Source organism: Kocuria aegyptia, assembly GCF_039530085.1.
GTDB lineage: Bacteria > Actinomycetota > Actinomycetes > Actinomycetales > Micrococcaceae > Kocuria > Kocuria aegyptia.
This window is the reverse complement of the sequence record NZ_BAAAOA010000020.1, coordinates 72,539-86,263: the sequence shown is the minus strand read 5'-3', so window position 1 is coordinate 86,263 and position 13,725 is coordinate 72,539. Positions and strand designations below refer to the sequence as shown.

12 protein-coding genes are annotated in these 13,725 nt (G+C 70.0%); 7 read left to right on the top strand and 5 right to left on the bottom strand.

Annotated elements, in window-relative coordinates; genetic code table 11:
* Positions 1–295: 295 nt before the first annotated feature.
* Positions 296–958, bottom strand: coding sequence for a maleylpyruvate isomerase family mycothiol-dependent enzyme (locus ABD220_RS10165; RefSeq protein ID WP_344122210.1), 663 nt, complete (start codon positions 956–958; stop codon positions 296–298).
* 219 nt (positions 959–1,177) lie between these two features.
* Here ABD220_RS10165 and ABD220_RS10160 point away from each other — a divergent pair, with 219 nt between their 5' ends.
* Positions 1,178–1,621, top strand: coding sequence for a MarR family winged helix-turn-helix transcriptional regulator (locus tag ABD220_RS10160; RefSeq protein WP_344122209.1), 444 nt, complete (start codon positions 1,178–1,180; stop codon positions 1,619–1,621).
* Between the two features lie 383 nt (positions 1,622–2,004).
* Positions 2,005–3,219 carry a VWA domain-containing protein gene (locus ABD220_RS10155; protein WP_344122207.1) on the top strand — a complete coding sequence of 405 codons (1,215 nt, stop codon included), beginning with the start codon at positions 2,005–2,007 and terminating at the stop codon, positions 3,217–3,219.
* Between the two features lie 204 nt (positions 3,220–3,423).
* Here ABD220_RS10155 and ABD220_RS10150 read toward each other — a convergent pair whose 3' ends face one another.
* Entirely contained in the window at positions 3,424–5,340 is a 1,917-nt protein-coding gene (locus tag ABD220_RS10150; protein WP_344122204.1) for a serine hydrolase domain-containing protein, read from the bottom strand.
* 598 nt (positions 5,341–5,938) lie between these two features.
* Between ABD220_RS10150 and ABD220_RS10145 the strand changes: the two genes are divergently transcribed.
* The gene (locus ABD220_RS10145) at positions 5,939–6,376 is read left to right on the top strand and encodes a VOC family protein (RefSeq protein ID WP_344122202.1); all 438 of its coding nucleotides are present in this window, start codon (positions 5,939–5,941) and stop codon (positions 6,374–6,376) included.
* A gap of 474 nt (positions 6,377–6,850) precedes the next feature.
* Here the strand turns inward: ABD220_RS10145 and ABD220_RS10140 are convergent, their stop codons facing one another.
* The 3 genes from ABD220_RS10140 to ABD220_RS10130 form a co-directional block, all read right to left on the bottom strand.
* Complete coding sequence (locus ABD220_RS10140; RefSeq protein WP_344122214.1) at positions 6,851–7,837, bottom strand: cation diffusion facilitator family transporter; 987 nt, start codon at positions 7,835–7,837, stop codon at positions 6,851–6,853.
* Positions 7,837–8,322, bottom strand: a complete 486-nt coding sequence (locus tag ABD220_RS10135) for a transporter substrate-binding domain-containing protein (protein WP_344122200.1) — start codon at positions 8,320–8,322, stop codon at positions 7,837–7,839. Before ABD220_RS10135 ends, ABD220_RS10140 begins: the two co-directional genes overlap by 1 nt.
* Before the next feature lie 272 nt (positions 8,323–8,594).
* The gene (locus ABD220_RS10130; RefSeq protein WP_344122199.1) at positions 8,595–8,729 is read right to left on the bottom strand and encodes a hypothetical protein; all 135 of its coding nucleotides are present in this window, start codon (positions 8,727–8,729) and stop codon (positions 8,595–8,597) included.
* Positions 8,730–9,741: 1,012 nt separating this feature from the next.
* On the opposite strand from ABD220_RS10130, the gene ABD220_RS10125 reads away from it, so the two are divergent.
* From ABD220_RS10125 to ABD220_RS10110, 4 genes are all read left to right on the top strand, one after another.
* Positions 9,742–11,037 carry a cytochrome P450 gene (locus tag ABD220_RS10125; protein ID WP_344122198.1) on the top strand — a complete coding sequence of 432 codons (1,296 nt, stop codon included), beginning with the start codon at positions 9,742–9,744 and terminating at the stop codon, positions 11,035–11,037.
* Between the two features lie 196 nt (positions 11,038–11,233).
* Positions 11,234–11,527, top strand: coding sequence for an LLM class flavin-dependent oxidoreductase (locus tag ABD220_RS10120; RefSeq protein ID WP_425552548.1), 294 nt, complete (start codon positions 11,234–11,236; stop codon positions 11,525–11,527).
* Positions 11,527–13,455 carry a glycoside hydrolase family 15 protein gene (locus tag ABD220_RS10115; RefSeq protein ID WP_344122196.1) on the top strand — a complete coding sequence of 643 codons (1,929 nt, stop codon included), beginning with the start codon at positions 11,527–11,529 and terminating at the stop codon, positions 13,453–13,455. The genes ABD220_RS10120 and ABD220_RS10115 overlap by 1 nt, the downstream gene beginning before the upstream one ends.
* A 10-nt stretch (positions 13,456–13,465) precedes the next feature.
* Entirely contained in the window at positions 13,466–13,678 is a 213-nt protein-coding gene (locus ABD220_RS10110) for a CsbD family protein (protein ID WP_344122194.1), read from the top strand.
* Positions 13,679–13,725: the final 47 nt, after the last annotated feature.

The window sequence follows — 13,725 nt, the reverse complement described above, 5'->3', positions numbered from 1 at the left end:
TACGGTGCGGCCTCGGCCACAGCGTACAAACCCCAGGCGAGCACACCACCGAAGGGACTGCCGCGCGGATCATGTGACATCTGCTCCGACCTGCCCACAGGGCGGGCCCAGCCGAGATCCGAGGGCGCGGCTGTGCAGTCGCTGGTCGGACCGTCGACAGGAGGTGCACAAGAGGCCTGAAGCCCATGACTTCACGTAAGGCCGGATTTCGGTCCGGTCTCCACGGGGCGATGTTCCCGCAGGGTGTCGCGTGGCAGGTGGTGGGGAATGGCGCCTCGTCGGGGAAATCGGGGGATCAGGGGGCGGTCGCCAGATGCCGGCGGAGGGTGTCGGCGCCGGAGCCGGTGAGTCGGGGCAGGGCCGCCGGGCGGCCGGTGAGCAGCAACAACAGGGCGCTGATCGGCCCCCGGATCTCCAGCCCCTCACCGACGGCCCAGTCGACGTCCTCGGCTACGAGCCGGAAGCCGCTCAGCGCGATGTCGCGGAAGACCTTGGCTCTGCCCGTGCCGCGGGAGGTCCACACCCGGGTGGCGGCTTCCGCAGCGGCTTGCGGGGGCATCTCCAGATCCAGGCCCAGCGGGATCGCGATGTCCTGGCCATGCACGAGGACGTCGATCAGTGTCTCCCGGCCGGTCAGGCCCATGTTGTGCCGCCGCGATCCCACCGATGCGCGCAGCCGGGCGATCAGTTCTTCCGTCGGCAGGGCCGCTCGATCCCGGGCGGACTCGTGGATGATCCGGTTGACGCCCCCGGGGTGCTTCATGAACATCAGCAACCCCGTCCCGGGTCCGACCTGCTGCAGCGTGAGGTGGGCGGCCACGTCGCGTACCGTCCAGCCCTCGCACAGCGACGGGCGGCGCCACTGCTCCGCCGTCAGTCCCTCGAGCAGCTGGGCGGTGCGCAGGCGCTGGGCATCGATGGCGGCCCACAGCTGGTCGTCGGTGAAGGTGCGGTCCATGATGTCGTCTCCTCGGATGTCCCGGTACGGACGTGCCGTAACCGGTGTGGTCCACAGAACATGACGCCGCCGCAACGGGCGTCAGGAGCGGCCGCGAAGAACTTGTCGTTGGCCGCAGAGCAGGCCGGGGTTGAGGTGACCGGGGCCTCCAGCACGAGGCATCTAGTACGATGATAGGACTATTTTAGTTCGCTGATAGGATTGTTTCAAGGGGTGGGCATGGCGGAGGAGATACATGTGGGCGTGCTGATGTTCACCGCCTACCGGTCGGCGGAGAACCGGATCATCGACGCGGCCCGCCGGGCCGGCTACACCGACCTCACGGTGCCCCAGGCCCGCATCGCCGCCCGCATCGGCCCGCACGGGACCCGGCTGACCGAGCTCGCGGAACAGGCCCAGGTCGCCAAGCAGACGGCCACCGTTCTGGTGGACCGGCTCGAGCGGGCCGGCTATGTGGAGCGGGTGGTCGACCCCACCGATGCCCGCGCGCGCCTGGTGCGCATCGCCGCCCGGGGTGCAGAGGTCATTGCTGTCGCCCGAGCGGAGGAGGCCCGGATCGAGGCCGAGTGGAGCGAGCACCTGGGCCGACGACGGATGCAGCAGCTGCGCGAGGCCCTCACGATGCTGCGGGAGATCACCGACCCCTACGCCGCACCGGACTGACACTCGGAAAGGGAAGCCGCCGGCCTCGGCGCCCTCAGCGACTGACCCCACAAGGGGCACGCCGATCCCGTACATCGTTCAAGGGACCCGACCGGACCAGCCGCCGTGGCCTCACCCGTCCATTCCGAGGAGCCCATCATGGCACGGTACATTTGTGCATTAGGGAATGATCTGCCGCCGAGAGAAAGCCCGATATGCGAATCAGCATGCGTCCGCTCCTGACCGCTGTGTGCGCCGCCGCGTTGCTGACCGCCTGTGCCGGTGGGGAAGGGGACGGTCCGGAGTCAATCGTCTCCGAACCGACCACCACTTCCCCAACAACTCCTACCACTCCTACCGGCACTCCCGGCGGGGTGGGGGCGGTCGCGCACGGGCTGACGGAGGTGCCTTTCGACGACGCCCCTCGCCAGCTGACCGGGCTGGAACAGTCGTTGCTGGTCGATCCCGGGCCCTACGCCGAGGAGGGCACCACCGAAGAGGCGCTGGCCGCGGCCCGGGCGAGCGACCCGCAGAGCGCCGAGCAGTGGAGCGCGGCCATCCTGGCGCAGATCCACGGTGACTACGCCGAGGACGTCAAGACGGTGGTGCGTTTCGACCCGGGCACGGGTGCGCGTGGGGCGGAGCCCACCGCCGCCGCGACCGGCCCGGGCGTCGGGCAGAGCGTGGGCACCAATCACTTCGCCCTTCTGTTCGACGCCAGCGACTCGATGGCCATGGACGCCGGTGACGGGACCCGGATGGACACCGCGCGGGCCGCGCTGACCGCCTTCGTCGACCGGCTGCCCGAGGGCAGCACGGTCAGTCTGCGCGTGTACGGCCATACGGGCGACACCACCGCAGAGGGCAAGACCGAGTCTTGTGCGACCACCGAGGTCCTCTACTCCGGTGCAGCCGACACCGGTGCCCTCGGGCGGACCCTCGCAGGAGTGGAGCCCACCGGGTACACCCCGCTGGCGAAAGGCATCCAGGAAGCTGCTGCTGACTTCCCCGAGGAGTCCACCGACGGCATCGTCTACGTCGTGACCGACGGCATGGAGACCTGCGGTGGTGACCCGGTCCGGGCAGCCGAACAGCTGAGCGGTTCCGGCGTCGAGCCGGTCATCAACGTCATCGGTTTCCAGGTCGAGGACACCGACCACCAGGCCCTGGCCCGGATCGCCGCCGCCGGCCGGGGCAAATACACCCAAGCGGCTTCCCGTGCCGAGCTGGAGACCTACTGGCGGGAACAGAATCAGGCGATGATCCGGGCCTGGAACGAGTGGCGCAATGCGGAGCTGCGCGCCGTCAACGACGCCGGCAACGCCAACAAGCAGCTGACCAACGAGGTCGGCAACCGGATCAAGAGGACGGCCAACGACGAGGGCAATCGGGGCAAACGCGTGGCCAACCTCCTCGCGGGGGAGGTGGACGACGAGGTGCGCCAGAAGGTGTGGGACTTCTTCGACCAGCGCAACCGCACCGTATGGAACTGGGCCGATCAAGCACACCGGGACAACTGGGACGCCGCCGATGCGCAGCACCAGCAGGACTGGAACGCGGTCTACGACCGCGGCCAGAGCAAGTGGACCGAGTACTACGAACGTGCGCAGAAGGACTGACAGCGCGGATGGAGCGGTCCTGCAGGTTCCTGAGCAGGCTCCTCACCGGGGGCGCGGGCACGGAGACCACCCCCGGTCGATGACGCTCGGCCTGGCACGTCGTCCCCTCGGGGCTGCCGGTGCGGAGCACCCCACTGTGCACCACGGTCCGTGGCACGCTCCGGTCCGAGCCCCGAGCGCGTCCTGCCTGCCCGATGACGCGGGTCAGATGCTGATGTCGGGCCACAGGATGCGGTAGGCCACGGTGTAGCCGCCGATGTAGGTCAGGGACAGCACGAGCAGTCCCGCTCCGGTCACGGCGATCACCCCGGCGCGGCGCCGGATCGTGTCGGCCAGGTGCCAGGCGGCCGGGATCAGGCCGAGGACGCCGAGGAGCAGCAGCGCCTGCCCGAGGCGGGTGAGGGGCCGGAGCAGGGACAGGTCCGGCTGGAGGCTCGAGACGAACAGCAGCAGTCCCGCGAGCACCAGTACTGGGGCCGTGTAGGCCAGCCGGCGCACACGCCGGGGACGCACGGCCGCCCCGGGGGCGTCCCGGCGGCGGCGTCGGCGCAGACGATTCACCGGCCAGACCACCAGCGTGACCACGAGCACCAGCAGCGCCGCCAGCAGCAGCAGGTGCTGGACGAAGTACCCGTGCCAGGCGCTGACCTTGCCCTCGGCCCAGTAAGCGATCAGGGTGACGTCGCGGACGGTGCCGTCGTCGTCGGCGCGGGCCGCGAGGGTGCCCGTTCCTCCGACCTCGCGCCAGAGCCAGGGCTCGACCTCCTGCATGGTCATTCTCGTCGGGAGGAATCGGTAGCCGGCGGTGATCGTTCCATCGGGCCCGTCCGGTCCCTCGGTCACGCTGAGGATGGACACGGATCCCGCCAACGCCGCGGCGTTGGACTCCGCCCGTCGTTCGCTGCGGTAAAAACCGGCCACGGCCGCGGCCCGCTGCGCGGCGCCGGGGGCAGGCTCGGGCAGCGTCTGTCCTGGCGCGGTGAGGTAGCGGCCGGCGAACTGGTCGACCAGCTGCTGGCGCAGCACGCTGGTGCTCAGGGCACCTGCCCCGTTGCCGTTGAGGGAGACGAACAGGCCCGTGTCGGCCTCGGGGAACAGTGCCATTTCGCTGTGGAAGACGTTCGTGTCGCCGCCGTGGGAGAGCGCGCGCTGCCCCCAGACGTCGTGGCTCCGGAAGCCCAGGGTCATCTGCTCCGCCGCACCGAGCCCGCCCAGGTCCTCGGGCGGCAGCGCCGGGGCGTGCATCTGCGCCATCGCCTCCGGGCCCAGCACGGCGTCGGGGCCGTGGCCGAGGTGGAAGTTCAGGTACGCGGCCATGTCGGCGGCGGTGCTGCTCACGGACCCGGCCGGTGGGAGGGAGACGTGCTCGAAGGGCGCCTGCTCGGCTTCCGGGGCCGGGAAGCCGTCGGCCATCCGGCCGGCCAGCGCAGGTGGCAGGGGTTGTTCCGCCGAGGTGGAAGTCATGCCCAGCGGGTCGAGGATCTCGGTGCGCACGTACTCGGCGAAGGGGACACCGGTGACACGTTCGACGACGTAGCCGGCCAGGGCGTTGCCGTAGTTGGAGTAGGCCGGGGTGGTGCCGGGGGCGAAGATCTGCTGCGGCGGGTCCTCGGCCAGCTCGGTGCGCAGGTCCCGGACCTTCCCGGGGTCGTCAGTGAGGAGGTGGTCCACCCGCTCCTCGAAGCCGGCGGTGTGGCTGAGCAGGTGCCGCAGCGTCACCGCCCCCAGGGGCAGCTCGAGGGAGAAGTCCAGGTGCTCGCGGATGTCGGCGTCCAGGTCCAGGGCCCCGCGCTCGACCTGCTGCAGCACGGCGGCGGCGGTGAGGAGCTTGGACACCGACCCGGTCCGGAACAGGTGATGCTGCGGGTCCACCGGGGTGGCCCCCGGCACGGATCGGGGCCGGTCGGCCGCGCCGAAGCCGCGCAGTGTGACGATCTCGCCGGCGGAGACCACGGCCACCGTCGCCCCCGGGATCCGCTCGGTCTCCAGCAGGGCCGGGACCAGCCCGTCCAGCCACGTGTCGACGTCCTCGGCGGTCAGCTCCCGCGCCTCCTGCACATCGTGCTCGGTCGCGGCGGCGATGGGCGGTGTCGCAAGGTGACCAGCGAGCAGAAGAATCACAAGGACGAGAATCAGCCGCACGGTACGTTGCGGAGGGCGGGGAGAAGGCCGAGTCCTGGTTGAAGCGAGGGTCATGAGGCCATCCTCGCCGACCTTTGCAGTCGACATCCGCGTGTCACGCAGGATCAGGGACATTACTTGATCCCCTGGACGTCATCGGTGCGGCGTCCAGTCCTCGCCTTCCGTCGTCGTCGGAAACAGGGCCGGCGTGGACCCTGCGGAGTGGGCAGCGAGCGTGGGACCGCGGTGACTGCCGCACCGAGAGGCTCTCCGCCCATCACCCGGTCTCGAACGTGGGACGACGGCCTTGAAAGACCAGTACCTCGAGCGGAGCACCTGGGGAGCGTTCAGAACCGTTCCATGGAGATTCCCTTTTCCTGCCGGCGTCCTGCGTGCTGGGAGCGGGCACTGCAGCCGTGCTCTCAGTGCCGGTGGAGAGGCCGTTGCAGGGCAACGGGCGCAAGAACCGCTCGACGCCCTCGGCCTCACCGTGGCGGACCACCGACCAACGACTCGGGACGGGACAGGGGTTCCGCCTGCCGGAACGTGAAAAAGCGGCGGCCTGAACCGTTTGCCGAGGCTCGGTAACATGCAACGCATGACCATCAGGTTCGAGAACGTCGGCATCACCGTCCGCGACCTCGAAGCGGCGATCGCCTTCTTCACCGACCTCGGGCTGAGCGTCCTGGGCCGGGACACGGTCAGCGGTCAGTGGGCGGACACCGCCGTCGGCCTCGACGGCAACCACGCCCACATCGCCATGCTCCAGACCCCGGACGGCAACGGTCGCCTCGAGCTCTTCGAGTACATCCACCCTCAAGCCATCGAGACGGAGCCCACACGGCCCCACGAGATCGGCATGCACCGCGTCGCCTTCTCGGTCGACGACCTCGACGAGTCCCTCGAGATCGCGGCGAGACACGGCTGCCACCCGCTGCGCGGGGTGGCAACCTATGGGGATGCCTACAAGCTCGCCTATGTCCGCGGCCCCAGCGGCATCATCGTGATGCTCGCCGAGGAACTGAAAAAGCCCTGAGGACCAGTCGACAGTCGCGTGGCCATCGATCGACGGAATGCCGGCGACCACTTCCGCCGGCATCACCGGCGGGGGCACGCCGAGGAGCGCCGACGGATGCCCGCCCCATAGCTGCCATGGGATCTTCGGCCTCGGTACGTGCGCGCCGGTGGCACGATCAGTGCGCACAGGGCCGAGACCTGCATCCACAGCGCCGTGATGCTGCCGGCCGCAGGGCGCGACGCCCTGGTCCGGGTCGCCGACGAGCTCGCGGCGCACCTGGACCTGATGCCCGTCCCCCGCAGCGAGCAGCTGTGGGGCCGGACCCGGCTCTCCCCCGGAGACCCGTCCGGGGCGGGCAGGGCTGACTCCCTGCGGCACCTTCCCATGGCGCTGTCCGCGTCACCGGGGCGCTGTCGCCCTCGGCCGTTGGAGAGCGCGCCGACCCGTGACCGGGCCGTGCGGTGATCCGTTCCCGAGTCCAGGGCCCAGCGCTCAGGACCGGGAGGCGTGCCGCTCCAGGACGTCCGGGAGTTTCGGGACGGTGGCGATGACGGCGTCGCGGATCTTCCAGTCGAGGTCCAGCAGTCCGGCCCGGGCGGCTTCCAGTCGTTCGGGGGTGGCGGTTTCCGAGGGCTTGGGCACCACGAATCCCTCCACATGGAAGACCTGGCCTTCGTCGCGGACCCGGGCCCCGGCGGTGTGCACCCAGTCCAGGGAGCGCAGATAGGCGTCGATCTCGCCCAGCAGCGGATGCGGGTCCTTGTTGTCCACACTGGTGGGACGGGCATCGATGAGTCCGGCCACGGCCGCTTTCAGGTTCGTGATCCCGTCCCTGAGGATGGAGGTGGCGATGACGATCGCGGCCGCCGCATCGGCCCACCACCAGCCCAGCCCGATCCCAGCGACCCCGACCAGGGCCGACAGGGAGGTCATCCAATCGGCCTTGTTCATGTCCGCGTCCGCATAGAGCACCTTGTTGTGCAGCGCCGGGGCGAGCTTCAGCTTCTTCCGGCCCAGGATCACCGGCGGGATCGCCGTGATCACCATGGCGGCCATCATCAGCCAGCCCAGCCAGATGGTGGTGCCGAACAGGGCGATCCCGCCGATCGTGGGATGCTCCACGGTGATCAGCTTGAGCGCCGAGTCCACGATGAGATATCCACCCATCACCACCAGGGCGGTGGATGCCACCACGTGGGAGACCCCGATCGCCCGGTGGTAGCCGAAGGGCCGTTCGGCGGTGGCCGGCCGGCGGGTGATCCGCACCCCGATCAGGAACGCGATCGGCGGGATGAAGGAGAGCATGTCCTCGATCCAGGCGGTCTTCATCGCCTGGGAGTTGCCCATCACCGCGTAGACCAGCCCGACGATGAACACGAGAGAGCCGATGGTGATCCACTCCAGCCGCACCGCCCGCCGCAGGTCGTCAGACACCTTCTCGGGCAGCGGCTCGTCGTCGACGTTGTGGTGGGTGGCCATCACGACTGCCCTCCCCGGGCCTGCAGGAACTCGTCGAGGTCCAGCAGGAACGCGTTCTCGCCCCTGCGCACGGCCATCACGCGCTTCTCGGTCTGCCCGAACTCGTCGGTGGCCTGCGTATAGGGGCGGGTCAGACCGACCTTCTGCTGCCACGGGGTCTTGTCCGTCAGGCCACCGATCATCATGTCGAGTCGCCCGTGCTCGAGCTGGTCCACCAGCTCCTCCTCCCCGTCGGCGGTCCACTCCACCTCGGCGCTGAGGGTGGCGGCGTACTGCTCCACCAGCTCCACCTCCCGCCCCGACGGGGCCGGGCCCGCCACGGAGACGAAGGGCTCGTGGTGGGAGATCCCGACCCGCAGCACCGAGCCGGTGACCCGCTCCAGCGTCCCGTGCGGATCCGTCGGGTAGGAGGCTGCGCACCCGGTGGCCACCAGCACCACCACCACCCCCAGCCCGATGATCAGCTTTCTGATGACGAGGCTCATGCCATGACGGTAGACCCGGCCGGGCGGATTGTCCCGCCTCGAACCCCGCGGGTGGCTCCGCAGCCAGGGGTGTCAGGCGCGGTCGGCGATTCCTTCGGCCCCGGCGTGCTTCGCGCAGTGGGCGCAGCAGTAGATCGTGTCCCGACCTCCACGCCGTGGCCGAGGATCCGGCAGCCGCAGTGGGCGCCGCCCGTCGCACGGTGTGCCCGGATGCTCGCTCCGGGCAGCGAGCTGATCCGGAAACGGCACGACATCCGGGACGGAGGCGGAACTCAGGCGAGGAACTCGATGTCGTCCTCGGGGCGTTCCCGACCGGGTCCACAGGTGAGGGCAGGGCGCTCGTCGGTGACGAGGACCTCGTCGTCCTCGGGGCGTTCCCGGTGCGCTCCGGGGGTGGTGTCAGTCATGGTGTTCTCCTTCGGGTGGAGAGCGCTCTGTCGGTCAGGGCAGAGGCCCAGTGGTCAGAGCAGTCGCGTGGGTACTGGCCGCATCCGGACGAAGCGGCCCGGTGCCTGTCGGCATCGGCGGGTATCTGCTGTGAGGTCCGCCGCGGTCCAGCCGGAGTCACCGGTGGAGGAAGACAAGAGCGCGCCGGTGTCGACGCCCGCGGTGGTGACGCCGGCGCCTTCCGATGGCTGCCTCGGCGCGGACCGGTCTGGTGGAGATCGGTCCGGACAACAGCCGAGAGCACGTCCGCCCATGTCGGCACCCTTCATCGCGCGCAGCACAACCGGGGTCGGTCGACGCACCTCCGTCCGGCCACCGTAGAGACCCGAACCGACCGATCACAAGGGCGAGGATCTGCTGCCCGCCGATATTTCGCTGACCGACGAGTAGATTCCCGCCGCAGAGCCGACTCAGGGAAACGGTAAAGAGCGCCCGCGCGAGGAGCGTCCCCAGCGAAGGCGCACAGCCACGCGCCACAGCTCCCTCGGATGGTCTGTGATTCTTCAGCGTGTTCGTGATGAGCCATGCGTGAGGCGTTGCACTCCGCAGGTGGATGGTCGCTTCTTCACACGGTCATCACGGGAACCGTGGTGCTTGTACCCATGGTGATCACGGGAGCCGTGGGGCAGGGTGGGTGGAAAGGACCCGCTGTCGATCCGGAGGTTTTCCCGTGTGTATCCGAGACCGAGCTGTCGTGGAGGCCCGTTCCTCGAGGGGGGTTCCCCACCCCGTTGCAGGTCGGGGACGTCGTCCGTTTCCCGGCCGGGGTGCAGCGCAACGGCTGGACCTGTTGGGGGATCTACTCGTGGTGAGTACTGCATCGACGAGCCATGGGAGGACATCATAACCCGCTCCGATGACCACGCGGGGGCCCCGGGGGCCGGCCCGCCCGCGGACCCGCACCGCACCGACCGGGCGCCGGTGGGGTCCGCCGGGTCCCGGGCGTTGCCGCGAGCCTCTGTCGCGGACACCGTGCGCGTCCTGGGCGGAGTCGTTCTGCCGCTGCTGCAACGTGGGGTGATCGTGCGCCGTCCGCTGATGACGCGGCTCGTGGATCGGCTGGAGGCAGACCGCAAGGCCGTCCGCCTCCTCCAAGAGCTGCGACGACGGTACGGCCGCGGTCCGCTGCGGTTGCACACCCCGGGCCGGCGGATGGTCGTCGTGCTCTCGCCGGAGCACGTGCACCGGGTGCTCGCCGGATCCCCGGAGCCCTTCCATCCCGCGACCCGGGAGAAGCGAGCGACCCTGGCGCACTTCGAGCCGGCCGGGGTGCTCATCTCCTCCACCGAGGACCGCCCCGAGCGGCGCCGGTTCAACGAGGCCGCCCTCGACACCGACCACGCCGTCCACCGCGGCGCCGACGCCATGCTCGGGAAGATCAACGACGAGGTGGACCGGCTCCTGGCGGACGTGGACCAGCGGGGTGGTCTCGTGTGGGAGGACTACAACCGGCACTGGATGCGCATGGTCCGCCGGGTGACCTTCGGCGAGGGCGCCGCCGATGACGAACAGCTCACCGAGGACCTCCTCGCCCTGCGGGCGGCGGCGAACTGGGCTTTTCTGCACCCCGAGCGCCGTGGCCGGCGCGCCCGGTTCCTGAACCGGGTCCAGCACCACCTGGACCGGGCGGAACCCGGGACGCTGGCCGAGTGGACCGCGAAAGCACCGACCACGGCCAACACTTACCCGGAACACCAGGTGCCGCAGTGGCTGTTCGCCTTCGACGCCGCCAACTGGGCCAGCTACCGGACCCTGGGACTGTTGGCCTCCCACCCCGAGCACGCCGGCCTGGCCCGCCAGGACCTCGCAGGCCGGGACCTGCGCCGCCCCCAGGATCTGCCGTACCTGCGGGCCTGCGTACTGGAGTCGCTGCGGCTGTGGCCCACGACCCCTGCCGTGCTGCGCGAGACCACCCGGGGTACACAGTGGGAGGATGGCCCGATACCGGAGAACACCTCGATGCTCATCTACGCGCCGTTCTTCCACCGCGACGACGAGCACGTCGACGCCGCCCACCGCTTCGAACCGGATCTGTGGGCCCGAGAGCGCACCGAGGGCGACTGGCCGTTCATCCCGTTCAGCGCCGGGCCGGGGATCTGCCCGGGGCGCAACCTCGTGCTCCACGTGACCAGCACCGTCATCGGGCGCCTGCTCACCGAGCGGGACCTCGTCCTGGAGGACCACCTGCTGGACCCACGACATCCACTGCCGGGCACGCTGAACCCGTTCACGCTGCGGTTCCGCACCGAGCCTCGCCCCGCCCCGTGACGGGTGCCCGGTCGCGTGCGGCGCGGGAACCAGGACCTGATCACGTTGGGAGGTGGCGACGATGACCTCGAGGCAAACGCCCCGTCGAGCTGGTAGCAGTCGAGGGCGCCCACAGGGGGCAAGGATCGACATCACTGTCCATTTCTCCGACCGCGAGCCGGCCGGCCCGTACCGGGTCGAGGCCCCGGCCGGGCGCATGCTGCTGACCCACGTGCAGCAGGCGGAAGAGGCCGGGTTCGAGGCCGCGATGTGCTCGGACCACTTCCACCCGTGGAGCGAGGTCCAAGGGCAGTCTGGCTCTGCCTGGTCGTGGCCCGGTTCGGCGCTGCAGGCGACGTCGCTGACCATGGGCACGGTGTGCGCCCCGGGGCAGCGATACCACCCGGCGGTCATCGCCCAGGCCGCGGCCACGCTGACCGAGATGCACCGGGGCCAGGAGACCTTCATCCGCGGCTGCGGGTCGTGGGTCCTGCCGGAGCTCGAGCGCTGATGGCCGGCGGCTACCTCCCGATCGAGGACCACGCGGCGATCGGCAACCTCCGGTCGGTGGCACTGGTCGGCCGGGACGGCTCCATCGACTGGTGCCCGCTGCCGGGGCTGGAGAGCGCGAGCGTGTTCACCGCGATCCTCGACCACCGGAGAGGCGGACGCTTCCAGGTGCGCGCACGCGGCGCCGAGGTCGGAACGCAGGCCTACATCGCGCACACGAACGTGCTCGAGACCTCCTTCGACACCGGCGAGGGGCGACTGGTGGTCACCGATTGCATGCCGCTCCGAGGGAATCTGGACGGTGTGGGCGGATCCACCGCGGAACCGGCCGTCCATCGGCTGCTGCGGGCCGAGGGCGGCGACGTCCAGGTGCAGGTCGAGTGGAGCCCCCGGTTCCAGTACGGCAACGGGCTTCCGCAGATCATGTCGATCGACGGTGGCTTCCTGGCCTGGGCCGGCGACGACGCGCTCACGCTCAGCGGTCTGCAGCAGGACGAGGCGACATTGGCCGAGGAAGACGGCGCCGCCACGCTGCGCGCCGGCTTCACGCTGGGGGCCGGGCAACGCCGGGCGCTCGTCACCCGGTGGGGAGCGAATCCGGCCGGGAGCGGGCTCGATGACCCCCGGGACGTCGTCACCGCCGCGGTGGAGAGCTGGCGGGCGTGGGTCCACAAGGCCGAAGCCACTGGTTCCCGCGCGTGGGCGGCCCCGCACGAGGAGCTCATCATCCGGGCCGAGCTCGTGCTGAAACTGCTCACCCACGGTGAGACGGGGGCGATCGCCGCGGCGGCGACCACGTCGCTGCCCGAGGAGGTCGGGGGTGTGCGGAACTGGGACTACCGCTACAGCTGGATCCGCGACGCCGCTCTGGCCGCCCAGGCCCTGCATGCCCTCGGGCACGATGCCGAAGCGCACGCCTTCGTCGAGTGGGTCGAACGCGTCGCGCGCGAGCACCACGACGAGGACCGAGCGATCCAGATCGTCTACGGCGTGCACGGTGAGGCCGAAATCGGCGAGAAGGAACTGCCCAACCTCGAGGGCTACCGGCGATCGGCCCCGGTACGGACCGGCAACGGCGCCGTCGACCAGCTGCAGCTCGACGTGTTCGGTGAGCTGATCGGCGTGGTGTACGAGCTGGTCCGGGTCGGCGAGAACGTAAGCGACGACATCCTCGAGTTCCTGCCCGACGTGGCCGATGACGCGTGCCGCCAGTGGCAGGAGCGAGACTACGGGCTGTGGGAGCTGCGCAACGGACCCTTCCACTTCGTGTACTCCAAGGTGATGGTCTGGATGGGCCTGGACCGTGCCATCACCCTCGCCGAGGCCGGCCTCATCGACGGTGACGTGCAGCGGTGGCGTGCCACCAGCGAGCAGATCCGCGAGGAGGTCCTGCAGCAAGGCTTCGACCCCGAGCTGGGGGCGTTCCGGCAGTCCTACGAGCGCAACGTGCTCGACGCCTCCAACCTGCTGTTCCCGCTGCTGGAGTTCCTGCCCTTCGACGATCCCCGGGTCCGGTCCACGATCGACGCGACCATCGAGGGCCTCACCGACAACGGCCTGGCCCACCGGTACCACGCCGACGACGGCATCGCCGGCGGCGAGGGCGCCTTCGGTCTGTGCAACTTCTGGTTGGTCGACGCCCTCGCCATGTCCGGACGGACCGAGGAGGCCCGCGACCTGTTCGGGCGCATGGTCTCCCACGCCAACCACGTGGGCCTCTACGCCGAAGAGATCGACCCCGCCACCGGCGCCTTCCTCGGCAACTTCCCCCAGGCCTTCACGCACATCGGGCTCATCAACAGCGCCCTCTACCTGGCCTACGCCGAAGGGCGGGACTCACCGGTCCCGGACCCCATCGGCTCGGAAGAGCACCGGAACCACCGCATGGACAGCGCCCGACAGCGCTCCGCCGAAGCTCAGGGGGAGTAGCGGACACCAAATGGATCGAGAGCAGGGAGTATTCGTGGGACTCGGAGACAGGATCGGTGCCGCCGTGGACAAGGCCGCCGGTGCGGCCAAGGACAGGATCGGTGCCGCCACCAATCGGCCTGCTCTGCAGGCCGAAGGCCAGGCGCAGAACGCTGTGGGCCATGCCAGACAGACCGGCCATGATGTTGAGGAAGCAGCCCGGGACATCGTGGACGACGAGTAGCTCGGCTCGATCTGCCCCACCACGGGCATATCGAGACCTCACCCGTG

Bases quoted from the DNA above. Each gene is read 5' to 3' on its own strand.
- ABD220_RS10165 (WP_344122210.1), bottom strand. From the start codon at position 958: ATGGACCGCACCTTCACCGACGACCAGCTGTGGGCCGCCATCGATGCC.
- ABD220_RS10160 (WP_344122209.1), top strand. From the start codon at position 1,178: ATGGCGGAGGAGATACATGTGGGCGTGCTGATGTTCACCGCCTACCGG.
- ABD220_RS10145 (WP_344122202.1), top strand. From the start codon at position 5,939: ATGACCATCAGGTTCGAGAACGTCGGCATCACCGTCCGCGACCTCGAA.
- ABD220_RS10140 (WP_344122214.1), bottom strand. From the start codon at position 7,837: ATGGCCACCCACCACAACGTCGACGACGAGCCGCTGCCCGAGAAGGTG.
- ABD220_RS10135 (WP_344122200.1), bottom strand. From the start codon at position 8,322: ATGAGCCTCGTCATCAGAAAGCTGATCATCGGGCTGGGGGTGGTGGTG.
- ABD220_RS10130 (WP_344122199.1), bottom strand. From the start codon at position 8,729: ATGACTGACACCACCCCCGGAGCGCACCGGGAACGCCCCGAGGACGAC.
- ABD220_RS10120 (WP_425552548.1), top strand. From the start codon at position 11,234: ATGCTGCTGACCCACGTGCAGCAGGCGGAAGAGGCCGGGTTCGAGGCC.
- ABD220_RS10115 (WP_344122196.1), top strand. From the start codon at position 11,527: ATGGCCGGCGGCTACCTCCCGATCGAGGACCACGCGGCGATCGGCAAC.
- ABD220_RS10110 (WP_344122194.1), top strand. From the start codon at position 13,466: ATGGATCGAGAGCAGGGAGTATTCGTGGGACTCGGAGACAGGATCGGT.